Genomic DNA, 14488 nt, shown 5'->3' on the forward strand with positions numbered 1-14488 from the left:
GTGCGGAGCCCGCTCGAAGTCGAACCCCCGGGCAGTAGACCGGATGGATCAGAACCGGCCCCGCAAACCCCTCAGTGACAGAGCCCGGCCTCGTGCTCGGCATGGCCGACCGGCTCGAGCTGGAAGGTGCAGTGCTCCACATCGAAGTGGTCCCCGATGCACCCCTGCAGATCGTGCAGCATCTTCTCGTGCCCGACCGTGTCCAGGACGTCCTGGTGCGCCACCACGTGCGCCGAGAGCACCGGCATCCCCGAAGTGATCGTCCAGGCGTGCAGATCGTGTACGTCCTCGACCCCGGGCAGGGCGAGTATGTGCGCGCGCACCTCACCCATGTCCACGCCCTTGGGGGCCGCCTCCAGCAGCACGTTGAGCGTCTCGCGCAGCAGCTTCAAGGTGCGCGGCACGATCATCAGGCCGATGACCAGGGACGCGATGGGGTCGGCCTGCTGCCAGCCGGTCGCGAGGATGATGCCCGCCGAGACCAGCACGGTGAAGGACCCGAGCGCGTCCGCGAGGACTTCCAGGTACGCCCCGCGGACGTTCAGGCTCTCCTGTCGGCCCCGTACGAGCAGGGCGAGCGAGACCATGTTGGCAACCAGACCGACCATGGCGAACGCGATCGTCAGTCCGCCCCTGGTGTCGGCCGGGGTGATGAAGCGCTGCACCGCCTCGACGACCAGATAGCCGCCCACGCCGAGCAGCAGCAGACAGTTGGCGAGCGCGGCCAGGATCTCGGCCCGCGCGAAGCCGAAGGTGCGGTTCCCTTCCGCAGGCCGGTTGGCGAAGTGGATCGCCAACAGAGCCATGGCGAGCCCGACTCCGTCCGTCGCCATGTGCGCGGCATCGGCGATCAGCGCGAGCGAGTCGGACAGGATGCCGCCGACGATCTCCAGGACCATCACGCCCAGCGTGATCGACAGGGCGATGCGCAGACGTCCCTTGTAGGCCGATGCCGCGGTGCCGGTCGGCGGCGGTCCGCCGTGCGAATGCCCGTGGTCGTGCCCAGCCCCCATGAAAGACGCCTCCTGGTCCTCGGAAGTGACTGCCGAGACCTCAGTGAACTACGGGTGGGGGGTATCGGGCAACACGGCACTGAACACCGTTGTCATATCGCCTGACCTGCGGAAACGACCTACAGGACGACCCGCAGGTCAGGCACTCACAAGATCAGTTGGCCCGTGCCTCGGGGTGCCGGACGCACCAGCCGTCCCAGGCCGACTCGACCATCTCGCGAACCCCGCGCGAGGCCGTCCAGCCGAGCTCCTTGGTGATCAGATCGACCGAGGCGACGGCCCTGGCGGCGTCGCCGGGGCGGCGCGGCTCGATCACCGGCTCCGCTTCGTCACCCGTGACCTCGGCCACCAGATCGGCGAGCTCACGCACCGAGACCCCGGTGCCGCGGCCGATGTTGACCGTGAGATCCCCCGCGTCGTTCTGCTCCGCGAGCCTGCGGGCCACCGCGAGGTGGGCGTCGGCCAGATCCGCGACATGGATGTAGTCCCGGATGCAGGTGCCGTCCGGCGTCGCGTAGTCGGCGCCGAAGATCCGCGGAGCCTCGCCGCGCGTGATCCGGTCGAAGAACATCGGGATGATGTTGAACACCCCGGTGTCCGCAAGTTCGGGCCGTGCCGATCCGGCCACATTGAAGTAGCGAAGACAGGCCGTGGAGATGGAGTGCGCCTTGCCGGTCGCCCGTACCAGCCACTCGCCCGCGAGCTTCGTCTCGCCGTACGGATTGATCGGCTCGCAGGGAGAGGACTCGGGGATCAGCTCCACCTCGGGCACCCCGTACACGGCGGCCGACGACGAGAACAGGAACCGCTTCACACCGGCCTCGACGACCGCGTCGAGCAGCACCGTCAGGCCGTGCACATTCTCCCGGTAGTAGAGCAGTGGCTGCTCGACGGACTGTCCGACCTGCTTCTTCGCCGCGAGATGTACGACGCCGGTGACGGCGTGCTCGGCGAGCGTGCGGTCGAGCAGCTCGCGGTCCAGGACCGCCCCCCGCACCAGCGGAATCTCCTGCGGCAGCCGCTCGGCGACGCCGGACGAGACATCGTCGAGGACGACGACCCGCTCACCCGCCGCCGTCATGGCCCGCGCGACGTGCGCTCCTATGTACCCCGCTCCACCTGTGATCAGCCAAGTCATGACCGCAACCTTAGGGGGTGTCCTGCGGATCATGCCGGGCCCGCGGTTTGTTGAGCGGGCCTCCCATCGACGATGATGATCTCGGCGGGACCCAGCAAGTCATGTCCATGGCGAGCGGGCCGTGAACGGCCAGTGAACTCCCGCTTCCGCACATCCGATAGCCTCTGCCGACGAGCCGCCGACCGTATACGGGCCGAGCCGCCGCGCATCCGCACCCTCAGCTCCAAGGAGTGAGTTCGTCTGTCGACCGCCATCCTCACCGGTCCGCCGGTACCCGGATCGTCGCTCGAGGGCGATCTGCGGTCGCTGGGTTTTGACGTACGGATCGCCTCCGGCGCCGAGGACACCGCGGCGCTGATCGCCGCCGTCCCGGGCGCCGACCGCGTCGCCGTCGTCGACCCCCGCTTCGTCGGGCACGTCCACTCGCTGCGGCTGGCGCTCACGGACCCACGCTTCCCGGCGGCCGCGGTGCCCGGCGCGCTGACCGCGCAGCCCGAGGCGCGCACCGCGCTGACCAGGGCACTGTCGGCCGCGGGCACCGGCACGCCCTCCGGCGCGGCCGATGACAGCGACACCCTGTCGGCGGTGCGGGCCGTGGTGCTGCCCGACGTGCTCGCCGACGCGCTGGATGCCGAAGGCACCGCCGTGCACCGGCCCGAGCTGGGATCGCTCGTCGCGACCGTGCCCGGTGACCCCCAGGCCCGTAACGAGGCACGGCAGGCCGTCACCGCGGTCGACGACGAGGACGTACGGCTGCGCTCGGCCGTGAAGGCCCGCGACGGCTTCTTCACCACGTTCTGCATCAGCCCGTACTCCCGCTATCTCGCCCGCTGGTGCGCACGCCGGGGACTGACCCCCAACCAGGTCACCACCGCCTCGCTGCTGACCGCGCTGATCGCGGCCGGTGCGGCGGCCACCGGAACCCGCGGCGGCTACATCGCGGCCGGCGTGCTGCTGCTCTTCTCCTTCGTCCTGGACTGCACCGACGGGCAGCTCGCCCGGTACTCGCTGCAGTACTCCACGATGGGCGCCTGGCTGGACGCGACCTTCGACCGCGCCAAGGAGTACGCGTACTACGCGGGCCTCGCCCTCGGCGCGGCCCGCGGCGGTGACGACGTATGGGCGCTGGCGCTCGGCGCGATGGTGCTGCAGACCTGTCGCCATGTCGTGGACTTCTCCTTCAACGAGGCGAACCACGACGCCGTGTCCAACACGAGCCCCACCGCCGCGCTCTCCGACAAGCTCGACAGCGTCGGCTGGACCGTCTGGGTGCGCAGGATGATCGTCCTGCCCATCGGCGAGCGCTGGGCGATGATCGCTGTGCTGACCGCCGTGACCACGCCCCGGATCGTCTTCTACGCACTGCTCATCGGCTGCGCGTTCGCCGCCTCCTACACCACCGCCGGCCGTGTCCTGCGCTCGCTGACCCGTAAGGCTGGGGGCACCTCCCAGGCGAAGCTCTGGAAGAGGACCGACCGCGCAGCTCAGGCGCTCGCCGACCTGACCGACTCCGGCCCGCTCGCCGAAGCGGTCGCGGGCGGCTTCACCAAGCGCGCGCCGAGCCTCCCCGCGTTCGCTCCGTTCCTGATCGCCCTGGCGGGCGGTGCCGCCGTGGTGGCCACCGCCGCGTTCACCGACTACGGCTCGCCCTGGCCGGCCGTCGCCGCTGTGGCGTATGTCATCACCTCGGGCATCGCCGTCGCCCGCCCCCTCAAGGGCGCCCTCGACTGGCTCGTCCCGCCGGTGTTCCGGGCCGCCGAGTACTGCACCGTCCTGGCGCTCGCCGCCCGCGCCGAGGTGAACGGAGCCTTGCCCGCGGCCTTCGGCCTGGTGGCGGCTGTCGCCTACCATCACTACGACACGGTGTACCGCATCCGCGGCGGTACGGGCGCGCCCCCGAACTGGCTGGTGCGGGTCATCGGCGGGCACGAGGGGCGGACCCTGGCAGTCGCGGTGCTCGCCGCCCTGGTCACCAACGAACACTTCACGATCGCGCTGACGGTCCTCGCTGTGGCCGTCGCACTCGTGGTGCTCGCGGAGAGCATCCGCTTCTGGGTGTCCTCCGGAGCACCCGCCGTACATGACGAAGGAGAACCCGCATGATCGGCCTCGTACTGGCAGCCGGTGCCGGAAGGCGTCTTCGCCCCTACACCGACACGCTTCCGAAGGCCCTCGTGCCCGTCGACGGCGACACCACCGTCCTCGACCTCACCCTGGGGAACTTCGCCGAGATCGGCCTCACCGAGGCCGCCATCGTGGTCGGCTACCGCAAGGAGGCCGTCTACGAGCGCAAGGCGGCGCTGGAGGCGAAGTACGGCCTGAAGCTCATCCTCGTCGACAACGACAAGGCCGAGGAGTGGAACAACGCCTACTCCCTGTGGTGCGCGCGTGACGTCCTCAAGCAGGGCGTAATCCTCGCCAACGGCGACACCGTCCACCCCGTCTCCGTCGAGCGCACTCTGCTCGACGCCCGGGGCAACGGCCAGAAGATCATCCTCGCGCTCGACACGGTGAAGCACCTCGCCGACGAGGAGATGAAGGTCATCACCGAGGGCGACAAGGGTGTGCGGCGCATCACCAAGCTGATGGACCCGGCCACCGCCACCGGCGAGTACATCGGCGTCACCCTCATCGAGCCCGAGGCCGCCGACGAGCTCGCCGACGCGCTGAAGACCACCTTCGAGCGCGACCCCGACCTCTACTACGAGGACGGCTACCAGGAGCTCGTGAACCGCGGCTTCACCGTGGACGTGGCCCCCATCGGCGACGTCAAGTGGGTCGAGATCGACAACCACGACGACCTCGCGAAGGGCCGTGAGATCGCGTGCCTGTACTGACCCGCCTGATCCCGTCGCCCGTCGTCGTCGACATCAGTGCCGGTGCCCTGGACGATCTGGCCGGCCTCCTGGCCGACCAGCGAATCTCCGGTTCCGGAAAGCTGGCGATCGCCATCAGCGGAGGCTCCGGCCAGGCGCTGCGTGAGCGACTTGCGCCAGTACTCCCCGGTGCCGCCTGGTACGAGATCGCCGACGGAAACATCGACTCCGCGGTCAAACTCGCCGACCACATCAAGGGCAAGCGGTACGACGCCGTGGTCGGCCTCGGCGGCGGCAAGATCATCGACGTGGCGAAGTACGCCGCGGCGCGAGTCGGCCTGCCCATGGTTTCCGTCGCGACGAACCTCTCGCACGACGGCCTGTGCTCCCCGGTCGCGACGCTGGACAACGACAACGGCCGCGGCTCCTACGGTGTCCCCGGTCCGATCGCGATCGTCATCGACCTCGACGTCATCCGCGACGCCCCGGTCCGTTTCGTACGCTCCGGCATCGGCGAGGCCATCTCCAACCTCTCGTCGATCGCGGACTGGGAGCTGTCCCACCAGGTCAACCAGGAACCGGTGGACGGCCTCGCCGCCGCGATGGCCCGTACCGCCGGCGAAGCCGTACTGCGCCACCCCGGAGGTGTCGGCGACGACGATTTCCTCACCGTGCTCGCCGAGTCGCTGGTGCTGACCGGCATCGCGATCTCGATCAGCGGGGACACCCGGCCCGCGTCCGGCGCCTGCCACGAGATCAGCCACGCCTTCGATCTGCTCTACCCCAAGCGGGCCGCGAGCCACGGCGAGCAGGTCGGCATCGGAGCCGCCTTCGCGATGCACCTGCGTGGTGCGCACGAGCAGTCCGCACTCTTCGCCGAGGTGCTGCGCAGACACGGCCTGCCGGTGCTGCCCGAGGAAATCGGGTTCTCCACGGACGAGTTCGTCAAGGCCGTGGAGTACGCACCGCAGACCCGTCCGGGCCGCTTCACCATCCTCGAGCACCTTGACCTCACCACCGATCAGATCAGGGACGCGTACGCCGACTATGCCAAGACCATCAGTAGCTGAACTCCGTCCGGTCGTTCACCCGGCGGGAGTGAAGGACCGGCGAAGCGGCGAGCACTGGGGCGGCCGCCTGTACATGCGCGAGATCTCCCTGCGCATCACCCGCCGTCTGGTCACCACCGACGTCACGCCGAACCAGCTGACGTACCTGATGACCATCTGCGGCGTCCTCGCGGCCCCGGCCCTGCTCGTGCCGGGCATCTGGGGCGCCGTCCTCGGCGTCGTGGCGGTCCAGCTCTATCTGCTGCTTGACTGCGTCGACGGCGAGGTCGCCCGCTGGAAGAAGCAGTTCTCGCTCTCCGGCGTGTACCTGGACCGCGTCGGTGCCTACCTGTGCGACGCGGCGGTCCTGGTCGGCTTCGGCCTGCGCGCCGCCGACCTGTGGGGCCCCGGGCCGATCGACTGGCTGTGGGCCTTCCTCGGCACCCTCGCCGCGCTCGGCGCGATCCTGATCAAGGCCGAGACAGACCTCGTCGGGGTCGCCCGCCATCAGGGCGGGCTGCCGCCGGTCAAGGAGGCGGCGGCCGAGCCGCGCTCGTCCGGCATGGCACTGGCCCGCCGGGCCGCCGCCGCGCTGAAGTTCCACCGGCTCGTCCTCGGCATCGAGGCGTCCCTGCTCATCCTGGTGCTCGCCGTCCTCGACGCGATCCAGGGCGACCTGTTCTTCACGCGCCTCGGCGTCGCCGTGCTTGCCGGCATCGCGCTGCTCCAGACGCTGCTGCACCTGGTGTCCATCCTGGCTTCGAGCAGGCTCAAATGACTGTGTCCTCCCGGGGGACGACCTCCGAACCCCCGAGGCCGATGAAGCTCGGCGCGGTCATCATCACGATGGGCAACCGCCCCGACGATCTGCGCGCGCTCCTCGATTCGGTCGCCAAGCAGGACGGCGACCCGATCGAGGTGGTCGTGGTCGGCAACGGCGCCCCGGTGATCGATGTCCCCGAGGGCGTACGGACCGTGGACCTGCCCGACAACCTGGGCATTCCGGGCGGCCGTAATGTCGGCATCGAGGCCTTCGGCCCCTCCGGTTCCGACGTCGACGCGCTGCTCTTCCTGGACGACGACGGTCTGCTCCCCAACAGCGACACCGGCGAGCTGGTGCGCAAGGCCTTCGAGGCCGATCCGGAGCTTGGCATCGTCAGCTTCCGTATCGCCGACCCGGAGACCGGGCTCACCCAGCGCCGCCACGTCCCGCGGCTGCGCGCCTCCGACCCGATGCGCTCCTCGCGAGTGACAACGTTTCTCGGCGGAGCCAACGCCGTGCGTACGGAGGTCCTCGCCGAGGTCGGCTCGCTGCCGGACGAGTTCTTCTACGCCCATGAGGAGACGGACCTGGCCTGGCGGGCGCTGGACGCGGGCTGGGCGATCGACTACCGCTCGGACATGGTGCTGTTCCATCCGACGATGCCGCCGTCCCGGCACGCGGTCTACCACCGCATGGTGGCCCGCAACCGGGTCTGGCTGGCCCGCCGCAACCTCCCCGCGCCCCTGGTCCCCGTCTACCTCGGAGTCTGGGTGCTGCTCACCCTGCTGCGGCGGCCCTCGCTGCCCGCTTTGAAGGCCTGGTTCGGCGGATTCAAGGAAGGCTGGCAAACTCCTTGTGGTCCCCGTCGGCCCATCAGGTGGCGTACGGTGTGGCGCCTGACCCGTCTGGGCCGCCCTCCTGTCATCTGACATGCTCGGTCCTGAGAGCATCGGGCGTACTCCCGGGACCTGGACGTCTGAGCCTGCGCCCGACCGGCTGCGCATCTTGAACACGAAAGTTTCAACTTGTGAGTGACACAACCCATGACGGTGCGATCGTGACGAGCGCCCCGCCATCCGCCGACGAAGGCCTGACAGCGGCGCAGCTTGCCGACAAGTACGGCCTGTCGGTGAGCGGTGCCCGACCGGGTCTCGTCGAATACATCCGGCAGCTCTGGGGCAGGCGCCACTTCATCCTGGCGTTCTCCTCGGCGAAGCTGACCGCCCAGTACAGCCAGGCCAAGCTCGGCCAGCTCTGGCAGGTGGCGACCCCCCTGCTGAACGCGGCCGTGTACTACGTGATCTTCGGCCTCATCCTGGACTCGGGCCGCGGGATGGACAAGACGGTCTTCATCCCCTTCCTGGTGACGGGCGTCTTCGTCTTCACCTTCACCCAGACCTCCGTGATGGCCGGTGTCCGCGCCATCTCGGGCAATCTCGGGCTGGTACGGGCACTGCACTTCCCGCGGGCGGCACTGCCGATCTCCTTCGCGCTGCAGCAGCTGCAGCAGCTGATGTTCTCGATGATCGTGCTCTTCGTCATCGCGGCGGCCTTCGGCAGCTACCCGTCGCTCAGCTGGCTGCTGATCCTGCCCGCGCTGGCCATGCAGTTCGTCTTCAACATCGGGATCGCCCTGATGATGGCCAGGCTGGGCAGCAAGACACCCGACCTGGCCCAGCTGATGCCGTTCATCATGCGTACCTGGATGTACGCCTCGGGCGTCATGTTCTCCATCAAGGTGATGCTTGCGGACAAGCCCGCCTGGATCGGCGATGTGCTCAGCTACAACCCGGCGGCCATCTACATGGACCTGATCCGCTTCGCGCTGATCGACGGATACGGCGCGTCCAATCTGCCCTCGCACGTCTGGCTCGCAGGCGTCCTGTGGGCCGTTCTCTTCGGCGTCGCCGGGTTTGTGTACTTCTGGAAGGCGGAGGAGCGATATGGCCGTGGCTGAGGACATCACAGCGCAGGACATCGCGCAGGAGCGCATCCCCACTGTCATCGCCGACGACGTGCACATCGTGTACCGAGTGCACGGAGGCAGTGGCGGCAAGGGCAGTGCCACCGCGGCCCTGAGCCGGATACTCCGCCGGGACAAGAGCCAGACCCGCGGTATCCGCAAGGTCCATGCCGTGCGCGGTGTCTCCTTCACCGCGTACCGCGGCGAGGCGATCGGACTGATCGGAACCAACGGCTCCGGCAAGTCGACTCTCCTGCGTGCCATCGCCGGCCTGCTGCCGACCGAGAGCGGCAGGGTGTACACCGACGGCCAGCCCTCCCTGCTCGGCGTCAACGCCGCGCTCATGGGCGATCTCACCGGCGAGCGGAACGTCATTCTCGGCGGCCTGGCGATGGGCATGTCGCGCGAGGAGATCCGCGACCGTTATGAGGGCATCGTCGAGTTCTCGGGCATCAACGAGAAGGGCGACTTCATCACCCTGCCCATGCGCACCTACTCCTCCGGCATGGGTGCCAGGCTCCGCTTCTCCATCGCCGCCGCCAAGAACCACGACGTCCTCATGATCGACGAGGCCCTGGCGACGGGTGACCGCAAGTTCCAGATCCGCTCCGAGGAGCGCATTCGCGAGCTCCGTAAGGAGGCGGGCACGGTCTTCCTGGTCAGCCATGGCGCCAAGACGATCAGGGACACCTGCGACCGTGTCCTGTGGCTGGAGCGCGGCGAGCTCCTGATGGACGGCCCGACCGACGAGGTCCTGCGGGCGTACGAGAAGGAGACCGGCAAGTAGCCGGACCACGAAGATCGCGCGAAAAGATCCCCGTCGGCGCATCCCGGCGGGGGTCTTCTGCGTCCCTAGGGAGACACGGACCGCGCTGCGCGCCGACAGGTGGGCAAGGATCGTCAAGCCAAGGTCAATTCCCGAGCCGCCGGGGAAGGTTGGCAAGGATTGGAGTGTTCTTGTAATGCGCGCAACACCCGGACGTATCACCGCGCGTTGTACAACGTAAGCTGTACCGGTGCTGAATCGCGCCAATCGGGGCGATACGGCCGGACCAGACCTGTGGCGCGCCGTCCGCCGGGCGGTCTCCGCTGAGTCGGGAGGACCGGCGGCGTGTCCGAAATAGGATGGGTTGGATCGGCAGTGTAGAACGGGAGATGTGACGGCTATGACGGAAAATCTCCAGCTCCGCGAGGCTTTCGCCGTCCCCGCACCGGGCAGTTCCGAATGACGGGCACCCGGCAGGCGCGCGCCGAGGCTTCCGCGCGCGCCACACTCGACAAGGCCGCGGACGAGAACTTTCCCGTGGCCCCCTTCTTCCTGCCGCGCGCCTGGCGCGATGACCTGATGGCGGTTTACGGCTACGCCCGCCTTGTCGACGACATCGGCGACGGCGACCTCGCACCCGGCGGCGCTGACGCCCGCCACCTCGGCGTCGATCCGGCGAAGGCCGATGACCGGCTGGTGATGCTGGACGCCTTCGAGACGGACCTGCGCCGCGTTTTCGCCGGAGCCGACGCCGACCCGCACCACCCGCTGCTGAGCGCCCTGCGGCCGGTCGTACGCCGCCGCTCGCTCACCCCGGAGCCCTTCCTCCGGCTGATCGAGGCCAACCGCCAGGACCAGCTGGTGGGGCGCTACAAGACGTACGACGAGCTCGCCGCGTACTGCGAGCTGTCCGCCAACCCCGTCGGCCGGCTCGTCCTGCAGATCACCGGCACCGCCAGCCCCGAGCGCGTCCGGCTCTCCGATTCGATCTGCACCGGGCTCCAGATCGTCGAGCACCTCCAGGACGTGGGCGAGGACCTCGGACGCGACCGGATCTATCTGCCCGCCGAGGACATGCAGCGGTTCCATGTCACGGAGGACGATCTCGCCGCACCGAACGCGGGCGTGCCGGTGCGCGCGCTGATCGCATACGAAGCGGATCGCGCCCGGCGACTTCTGGATGAAGGCACGCCACTGGTGGGCAGCGTCCACGGCAGGCTGCGGCTGCTGCTCGCCGGGTTCGTGGCCGGAGGGCGCGCCGCCCTCACCGCGATCGCTGCCGCCGGACACGACGTCCTGGCCGGACCGCCCAAGGCGACCAAGGCCAATCTGCTGCGTGAGGTGGGAGCAGTCTTGCGAAGAGCGCGTAGAGAGGGGTGAGCCGGACGATGGAGGGATCGACGCAGGCGTCGGCGCCGGTGCAGGCCGCGTACAGCTACTGCGAGGCCGTCACCGGCCGGCAGGCGCGGAACTTCGCCTACGGCATCAGGCTGCTGCCCACCGACAAGCGACAGGCCATGTCGGCGCTGTACGCGTTCTCGCGGCGCGTCGACGACATCGGCGACGGCGAGCTCGCTCCCGATGCCAAGCGGAACCGGCTGGAGAGCACGCGGGACGTGCTGGAGCGGATCCGCCGGGGCACGGTCCAGGAGGACGACACCGACCCGGTCGCGGTCGCCCTCGCGGACGCGGCACGCCGCTTCCCGCTCCCGCTCGCGGGCCTCGACGAGCTCATCGACGGCGTGCTGATGGACGTACGCGGCGAGACCTACGAGACGTGGGACGACCTCAAGGTCTACTGCCGGTGTGTCGCGGGCGCGATCGGGCGGCTCTCGCTCGGCGTGTTCGGCACTCAGCCCGGCGCGCGCGGCGTCGAGCGCGCCGCCGAGTACGCCGACACGCTGGGGCTCGCGCTTCAACTCACCAACATCCTCAGGGACGTTCGCGAGGACGCGGCCAACGGGCGCACCTATCTGCCCGCCGACGACCTCGCCAAGTTCGGCTGCTCCGCGGGCTTCCACACCGCGACACCGCCGCCCGGCTCCGACTTCGCGGGCCTGGTGCACTTCGAAGTGCGGCGCGCCCGCACCCTGTTCGCCGAGGGCTACCGCCTGCTGCCCATGCTCGACCGGCGCAGTGGGGCCTGTGTCGCCGCGATGGCCGGGATCTATCGTCGCCTGCTTGACCGCATCGAACGCGACCCCGAGGCGGTACTGCGCGGCCGCGTCTCGCTGCCGGGGCGCGAGAAGGCGTACGTCGCCGTGCGCGGACTGTCCGGACTCGACGCCCGCCACATCACGCGGCAGACCCTGAGGGGGCGTGTCTGATGCGGGCGTACAACCGGCGGGCAACCGTCCGCTCCGACGCGGCGTCCCTGACTGCATCGGACCAGGACCGGGACCGGGGGGAGGTCGCGTGACGGACGACGACATGCGGTCCCGGCACGCAGTGGTGGTCGGCGGAGGGCTCGCCGGCATCACCGCGGCGCTGCAACTCGCCGAGGCGGGAATGAGCGTCACACTCGTCGAAAGCCGCACCCGGCTGGGCGGCCTCGCCTTCTCCTTCCGGCGCGGCGACCTGACCGTCGACAACGGCCAGCATGTGTATCTGCGCTGCTGCACCGCGTACAGCTGGTTCCTCGACCGGATCGACGGCGCTCATCTCGCCCCGCTCCAGGACCGTTTGGACGTACCGGTGCTGGATGTGGCGCCGAGGCGCGGACCGCGCCTCGGCAGGCTGCGCCGCACCGCGCTGCCCGTGCCGCTGCACCTCGCCGCCGGCCTGGCCACCTATCCGCACCTCTCGCTCGCCGAGCGCGCCGCCGTCGGGCGCGCCGCCCTCGCGCTGCAGAAGCTCGACCCCGCCGACCCGGCGCTGGACGGCATCGACTTCGCGACCTGGCTGGGCCGCCACGGCCAGTCGGCGCGCGCCATCGAGGCCCTGTGGGACCTCGTCGGCGTGGCGACCCTGAACGCCACCGCGTCCCACGCCTCTATGGGGCTCGCCGCGATGGTCTTCAAGACCGGACTCCTGTCCGAGCCGGGCGCCGCCGACATCGGCTGGGCCCGCGTGCCGCTCGGGGAACTGCACGACACGCTGGCCCGCAAGGCCCTCGACTCGGCGGGGGTTCGCACCGAGCTCTCGACCCGCGTCCGCGGCATCTCCCGTGCGGATCTGGGCCGTTGGCAGGTCGAGGTGGAAGACGAGCTGATGGAGGCCGACACCGTCGTGCTCGCCGTACCGCAGCGTGAGGCCCATGCGCTGCTGCCCGAGGGGGCTCTGGAGGACCCCGACAGGCTGCTCGACATCGGCACCGCGCCGATCCTCAACATCCATGTGCTGTACGACCGCAAGGTCCTGCGCCGCCCGTTCTTCGCCGCGCTCGGCACGCCGGTCCAGTGGGTCTTCGACCGCACGGAGGCCTCGGGGCTTGCCGAGGGCCAGTATCTGGCCCTGTCCCAGTCGGCCGCCGAGGACGAGATCGACACGCCCGTCGCCGCACTGCGCGAGCGGTATCTGCCCGAGCTGGAGCGGCTGTTGCCCGCCACGCGCGGAGCCGAAGTCCGCGACTTCTTCGTCACCCGGGAGCGTACGGCGACCTTCGCCCCGAGCCCGGGCGTCGGCAGGCTGCGCCCCGGTGCGCGTACCAGAGCGCCGGGCCTGTACCTTGCGGGCGCGTGGACCGCCACCGGCTGGCCCGCGACCATGGAGGGTGCCGTACGCAGCGGCTTCAGCGCCGCCGGCGCCGCACTCTCCGCTCTCGGCCGTCACCATGAACATCCGCTCAAGGAGGCGGCGTGAGCATCAGTACTGGAACAAGAGGAGAGACCGTGCCGACTGTGCCCTCGGCGAACCCGGCTGATGACACCGCAGCCGGAGGAGAGAGCCTGGACATCATTGCGCTGCTGGAGCGCGGGCGGACCATGTCCACCCCGGTGCTGCGTGCGGCCGTCAACCGGCTCGCGCCGCCCATGGACACCGTCGCCTCCTACCACTTCGGCTGGATCGACGCGCAGGGGCGGCCCGCCGACGGTGACGGCGGCAAGGCCGTACGCCCGGCGCTCGCGCTGCTGTCCGCCGAGGCCGCCGGTGCCGCACCCGAGGTCGGCATCCCCGGTGCTGTCGCCGTGGAGCTGGTGCACAACTTCTCGCTGCTGCACGACGACCTGATGGACGGCGACGAGCAGCGCCGCCACCGCGACACGGTGTGGAAGGTGCACGGACCGGCCCAGGCGATCCTCGTCGGCGACGCGCTGTTCGCGCTCGCGGGCGAGGTGCTGCTGGAGCTCGGCACCGTCGAGGCGGGCCGTGCCACCCGTCGGCTGACCACCGCCACCCGCAAGCTGATCGACGGCCAGGCCCAGGACATCTCCTACGAGCACCGCGAGCGGGTCACCGTCGAGGAGTGCCTGGAGATGGAGGGCAACAAGACCGGCGCGCTGCTGGCCTGCGCCTGTTCCATCGGCGCGGTGCTCGGCGGGGCCGACGACAAGATGGCCGACACGCTGGAGGCGTACGGCTACCACCTCGGTCTCGCCTTCCAGGCCGTCGACGATCTGCTGGGCATCTGGGGCGACCCGGAGGCCACCGGCAAGCAGACCTGGAGCGATCTGCGTCAGCGCAAGAAGTCCCTGCCGGTCGTCGCCGCTCTCGCGGCCGGCGGCCCGGCGTCGCAGCGCCTCGGGGAGCTGCTCGCGGCCGATGCCAAGAGCAATGACTTCGACACCTTCTCCGAGGAGGAATTCGCCACCAGGGCGGCCCTGATCGAGGAGGCGGGCGGCCGCGAGTGGACCTCGGACGAGGCCCGCAGGCAGCACGCGATCGCGATCGAGGCCCTGAGCGGTGTCGACATGCCGGAGCAGGTCCGGGAGCAGCTCGTCGCGCTCGCGGACTTCGTCGTCGTACGAAAGAGATGATCGCTATCGCCTGCAGCATATGCGTGTCTTCTGGGGGCTAGCCCCCAGACCCCCATGCAGTCGC

Annotated in this window: 13 protein-coding genes; 11 read left to right on the forward strand and 2 right to left on the reverse strand. The window is 69.8% G+C overall.

The features are described from left to right. Positions 1–71: 71 nt before the first annotated feature. Together OOK40_RS20145 and galE are read right to left on the reverse strand one after the other, a co-directional pair. Positions 72–1013: a cation diffusion facilitator family transporter gene (locus OOK40_RS20145; protein ID WP_266483547.1), complete on the reverse strand. Its 942-nt coding sequence runs from the start codon at positions 1011–1013 to the stop codon at positions 72–74. Positions 1014–1167: 154 nt separating this feature from the next. Next, positions 1168–2151 carry a UDP-glucose 4-epimerase GalE gene (gene galE / locus OOK40_RS20150; protein ID WP_266483549.1) on the reverse strand — a complete coding sequence of 328 codons (984 nt, stop codon included), beginning with the start codon at positions 2149–2151 and terminating at the stop codon, positions 1168–1170. A gap of 240 nt (positions 2152–2391) precedes the next feature. Here galE and OOK40_RS20155 point away from each other — a divergent pair, with 240 nt between their 5' ends. From OOK40_RS20155 to OOK40_RS20205, 11 genes are all read left to right on the forward strand, one after another. Beyond that, on the forward strand, positions 2392–4254 hold the full coding sequence (locus tag OOK40_RS20155; RefSeq protein ID WP_266484471.1) for a DUF5941 domain-containing protein: 1863 nt from the start codon (positions 2392–2394) through the stop codon (positions 4252–4254). After that, on the forward strand, positions 4251–4988 hold the full coding sequence (locus OOK40_RS20160) for a phosphocholine cytidylyltransferase family protein (protein ID WP_266483553.1): 738 nt from the start codon (positions 4251–4253) through the stop codon (positions 4986–4988). The genes OOK40_RS20155 and OOK40_RS20160 overlap by 4 nt, the downstream gene beginning before the upstream one ends. Beyond that, positions 4976–6037 (forward strand): iron-containing alcohol dehydrogenase family protein, encoded by a 1062-nt coding sequence (locus tag OOK40_RS20165; protein WP_266483556.1) that lies wholly within the window; start codon positions 4976–4978, stop codon positions 6035–6037. Before OOK40_RS20160 ends, OOK40_RS20165 begins: the two co-directional genes overlap by 13 nt. Next, positions 6015–6794, forward strand: coding sequence for a CDP-alcohol phosphatidyltransferase family protein (locus OOK40_RS20170; RefSeq protein WP_266483559.1), 780 nt, complete (start codon positions 6015–6017; stop codon positions 6792–6794). The genes OOK40_RS20165 and OOK40_RS20170 overlap by 23 nt, the downstream gene beginning before the upstream one ends. A 41-nt stretch (positions 6795–6835) precedes the next feature. Beyond that, positions 6836–7708, forward strand: a complete 873-nt coding sequence (locus OOK40_RS20175; RefSeq protein WP_266484474.1) for a glycosyltransferase family 2 protein — start codon at positions 6836–6838, stop codon at positions 7706–7708. A 98-nt stretch (positions 7709–7806) separates the two neighbouring features. Continuing rightward, positions 7807–8736, forward strand: coding sequence for an ABC transporter permease (locus OOK40_RS20180; protein ID WP_266483561.1), 930 nt, complete (start codon positions 7807–7809; stop codon positions 8734–8736). After that, positions 8723–9529 carry an ABC transporter ATP-binding protein gene (locus OOK40_RS20185; protein WP_266483563.1) on the forward strand — a complete coding sequence of 269 codons (807 nt, stop codon included), beginning with the start codon at positions 8723–8725 and terminating at the stop codon, positions 9527–9529. Before OOK40_RS20180 ends, OOK40_RS20185 begins: the two co-directional genes overlap by 14 nt. A gap of 438 nt (positions 9530–9967) precedes the next feature. Next, positions 9968–10888 (forward strand): squalene synthase HpnC, encoded by a 921-nt coding sequence (hpnC, locus tag OOK40_RS20190; RefSeq protein WP_266483565.1) that lies wholly within the window; start codon positions 9968–9970, stop codon positions 10886–10888. Between the two features lie 8 nt (positions 10889–10896). Next, a complete protein-coding gene (hpnD, locus tag OOK40_RS20195) occupies positions 10897–11835 on the forward strand; it encodes a presqualene diphosphate synthase HpnD (RefSeq protein WP_266483568.1) in 939 nt (312 codons plus the stop codon). A gap of 103 nt (positions 11836–11938) precedes the next feature. Then, complete coding sequence (hpnE, locus tag OOK40_RS20200) at positions 11939–13309, forward strand: hydroxysqualene dehydroxylase HpnE (protein WP_266484475.1); 1371 nt, start codon at positions 11939–11941, stop codon at positions 13307–13309. 38 nt (positions 13310–13347) lie between these two features. Beyond that, complete coding sequence (locus OOK40_RS20205) at positions 13348–14424, forward strand: polyprenyl synthetase family protein (protein WP_266484478.1); 1077 nt, start codon at positions 13348–13350, stop codon at positions 14422–14424. Positions 14425–14488: the final 64 nt, after the last annotated feature.

It is taken from the genome of Streptomyces sp. NBC_01481 (genome assembly GCF_026339995.1).
Taxonomy (GTDB): Bacteria; Actinomycetota; Actinomycetes; order Streptomycetales; family Streptomycetaceae; genus Streptomyces.

Coding starts and splice junctions, on each gene's coding strand:
- OOK40_RS20170 (WP_266483559.1), top strand. CDS start 6,015: ATGCCAAGACCATCAGTAGCTGAACTCCGTCCGGTCGTTCACCCGGCG.
- OOK40_RS20175 (WP_266484474.1), top strand. CDS start 6,836: ATGAAGCTCGGCGCGGTCATCATCACGATGGGCAACCGCCCCGACGAT.
- OOK40_RS20145 (WP_266483547.1), bottom strand. CDS start 1,013: ATGGGGGCTGGGCACGACCACGGGCATTCGCACGGCGGACCGCCGCCG.
- OOK40_RS20185 (WP_266483563.1), top strand. CDS start 8,723: ATGGCCGTGGCTGAGGACATCACAGCGCAGGACATCGCGCAGGAGCGC.
- OOK40_RS20160 (WP_266483553.1), top strand. CDS start 4,251: ATGATCGGCCTCGTACTGGCAGCCGGTGCCGGAAGGCGTCTTCGCCCC.
- hpnC (WP_266483565.1), top strand. CDS start 9,968: ATGACGGGCACCCGGCAGGCGCGCGCCGAGGCTTCCGCGCGCGCCACA.
- hpnE (WP_266484475.1), top strand. CDS start 11,939: ATGCGGTCCCGGCACGCAGTGGTGGTCGGCGGAGGGCTCGCCGGCATC.
- hpnD (WP_266483568.1), top strand. CDS start 10,897: ATGGAGGGATCGACGCAGGCGTCGGCGCCGGTGCAGGCCGCGTACAGC.
- galE (WP_266483549.1), bottom strand. CDS start 2,151: ATGACTTGGCTGATCACAGGTGGAGCGGGGTACATAGGAGCGCACGTC.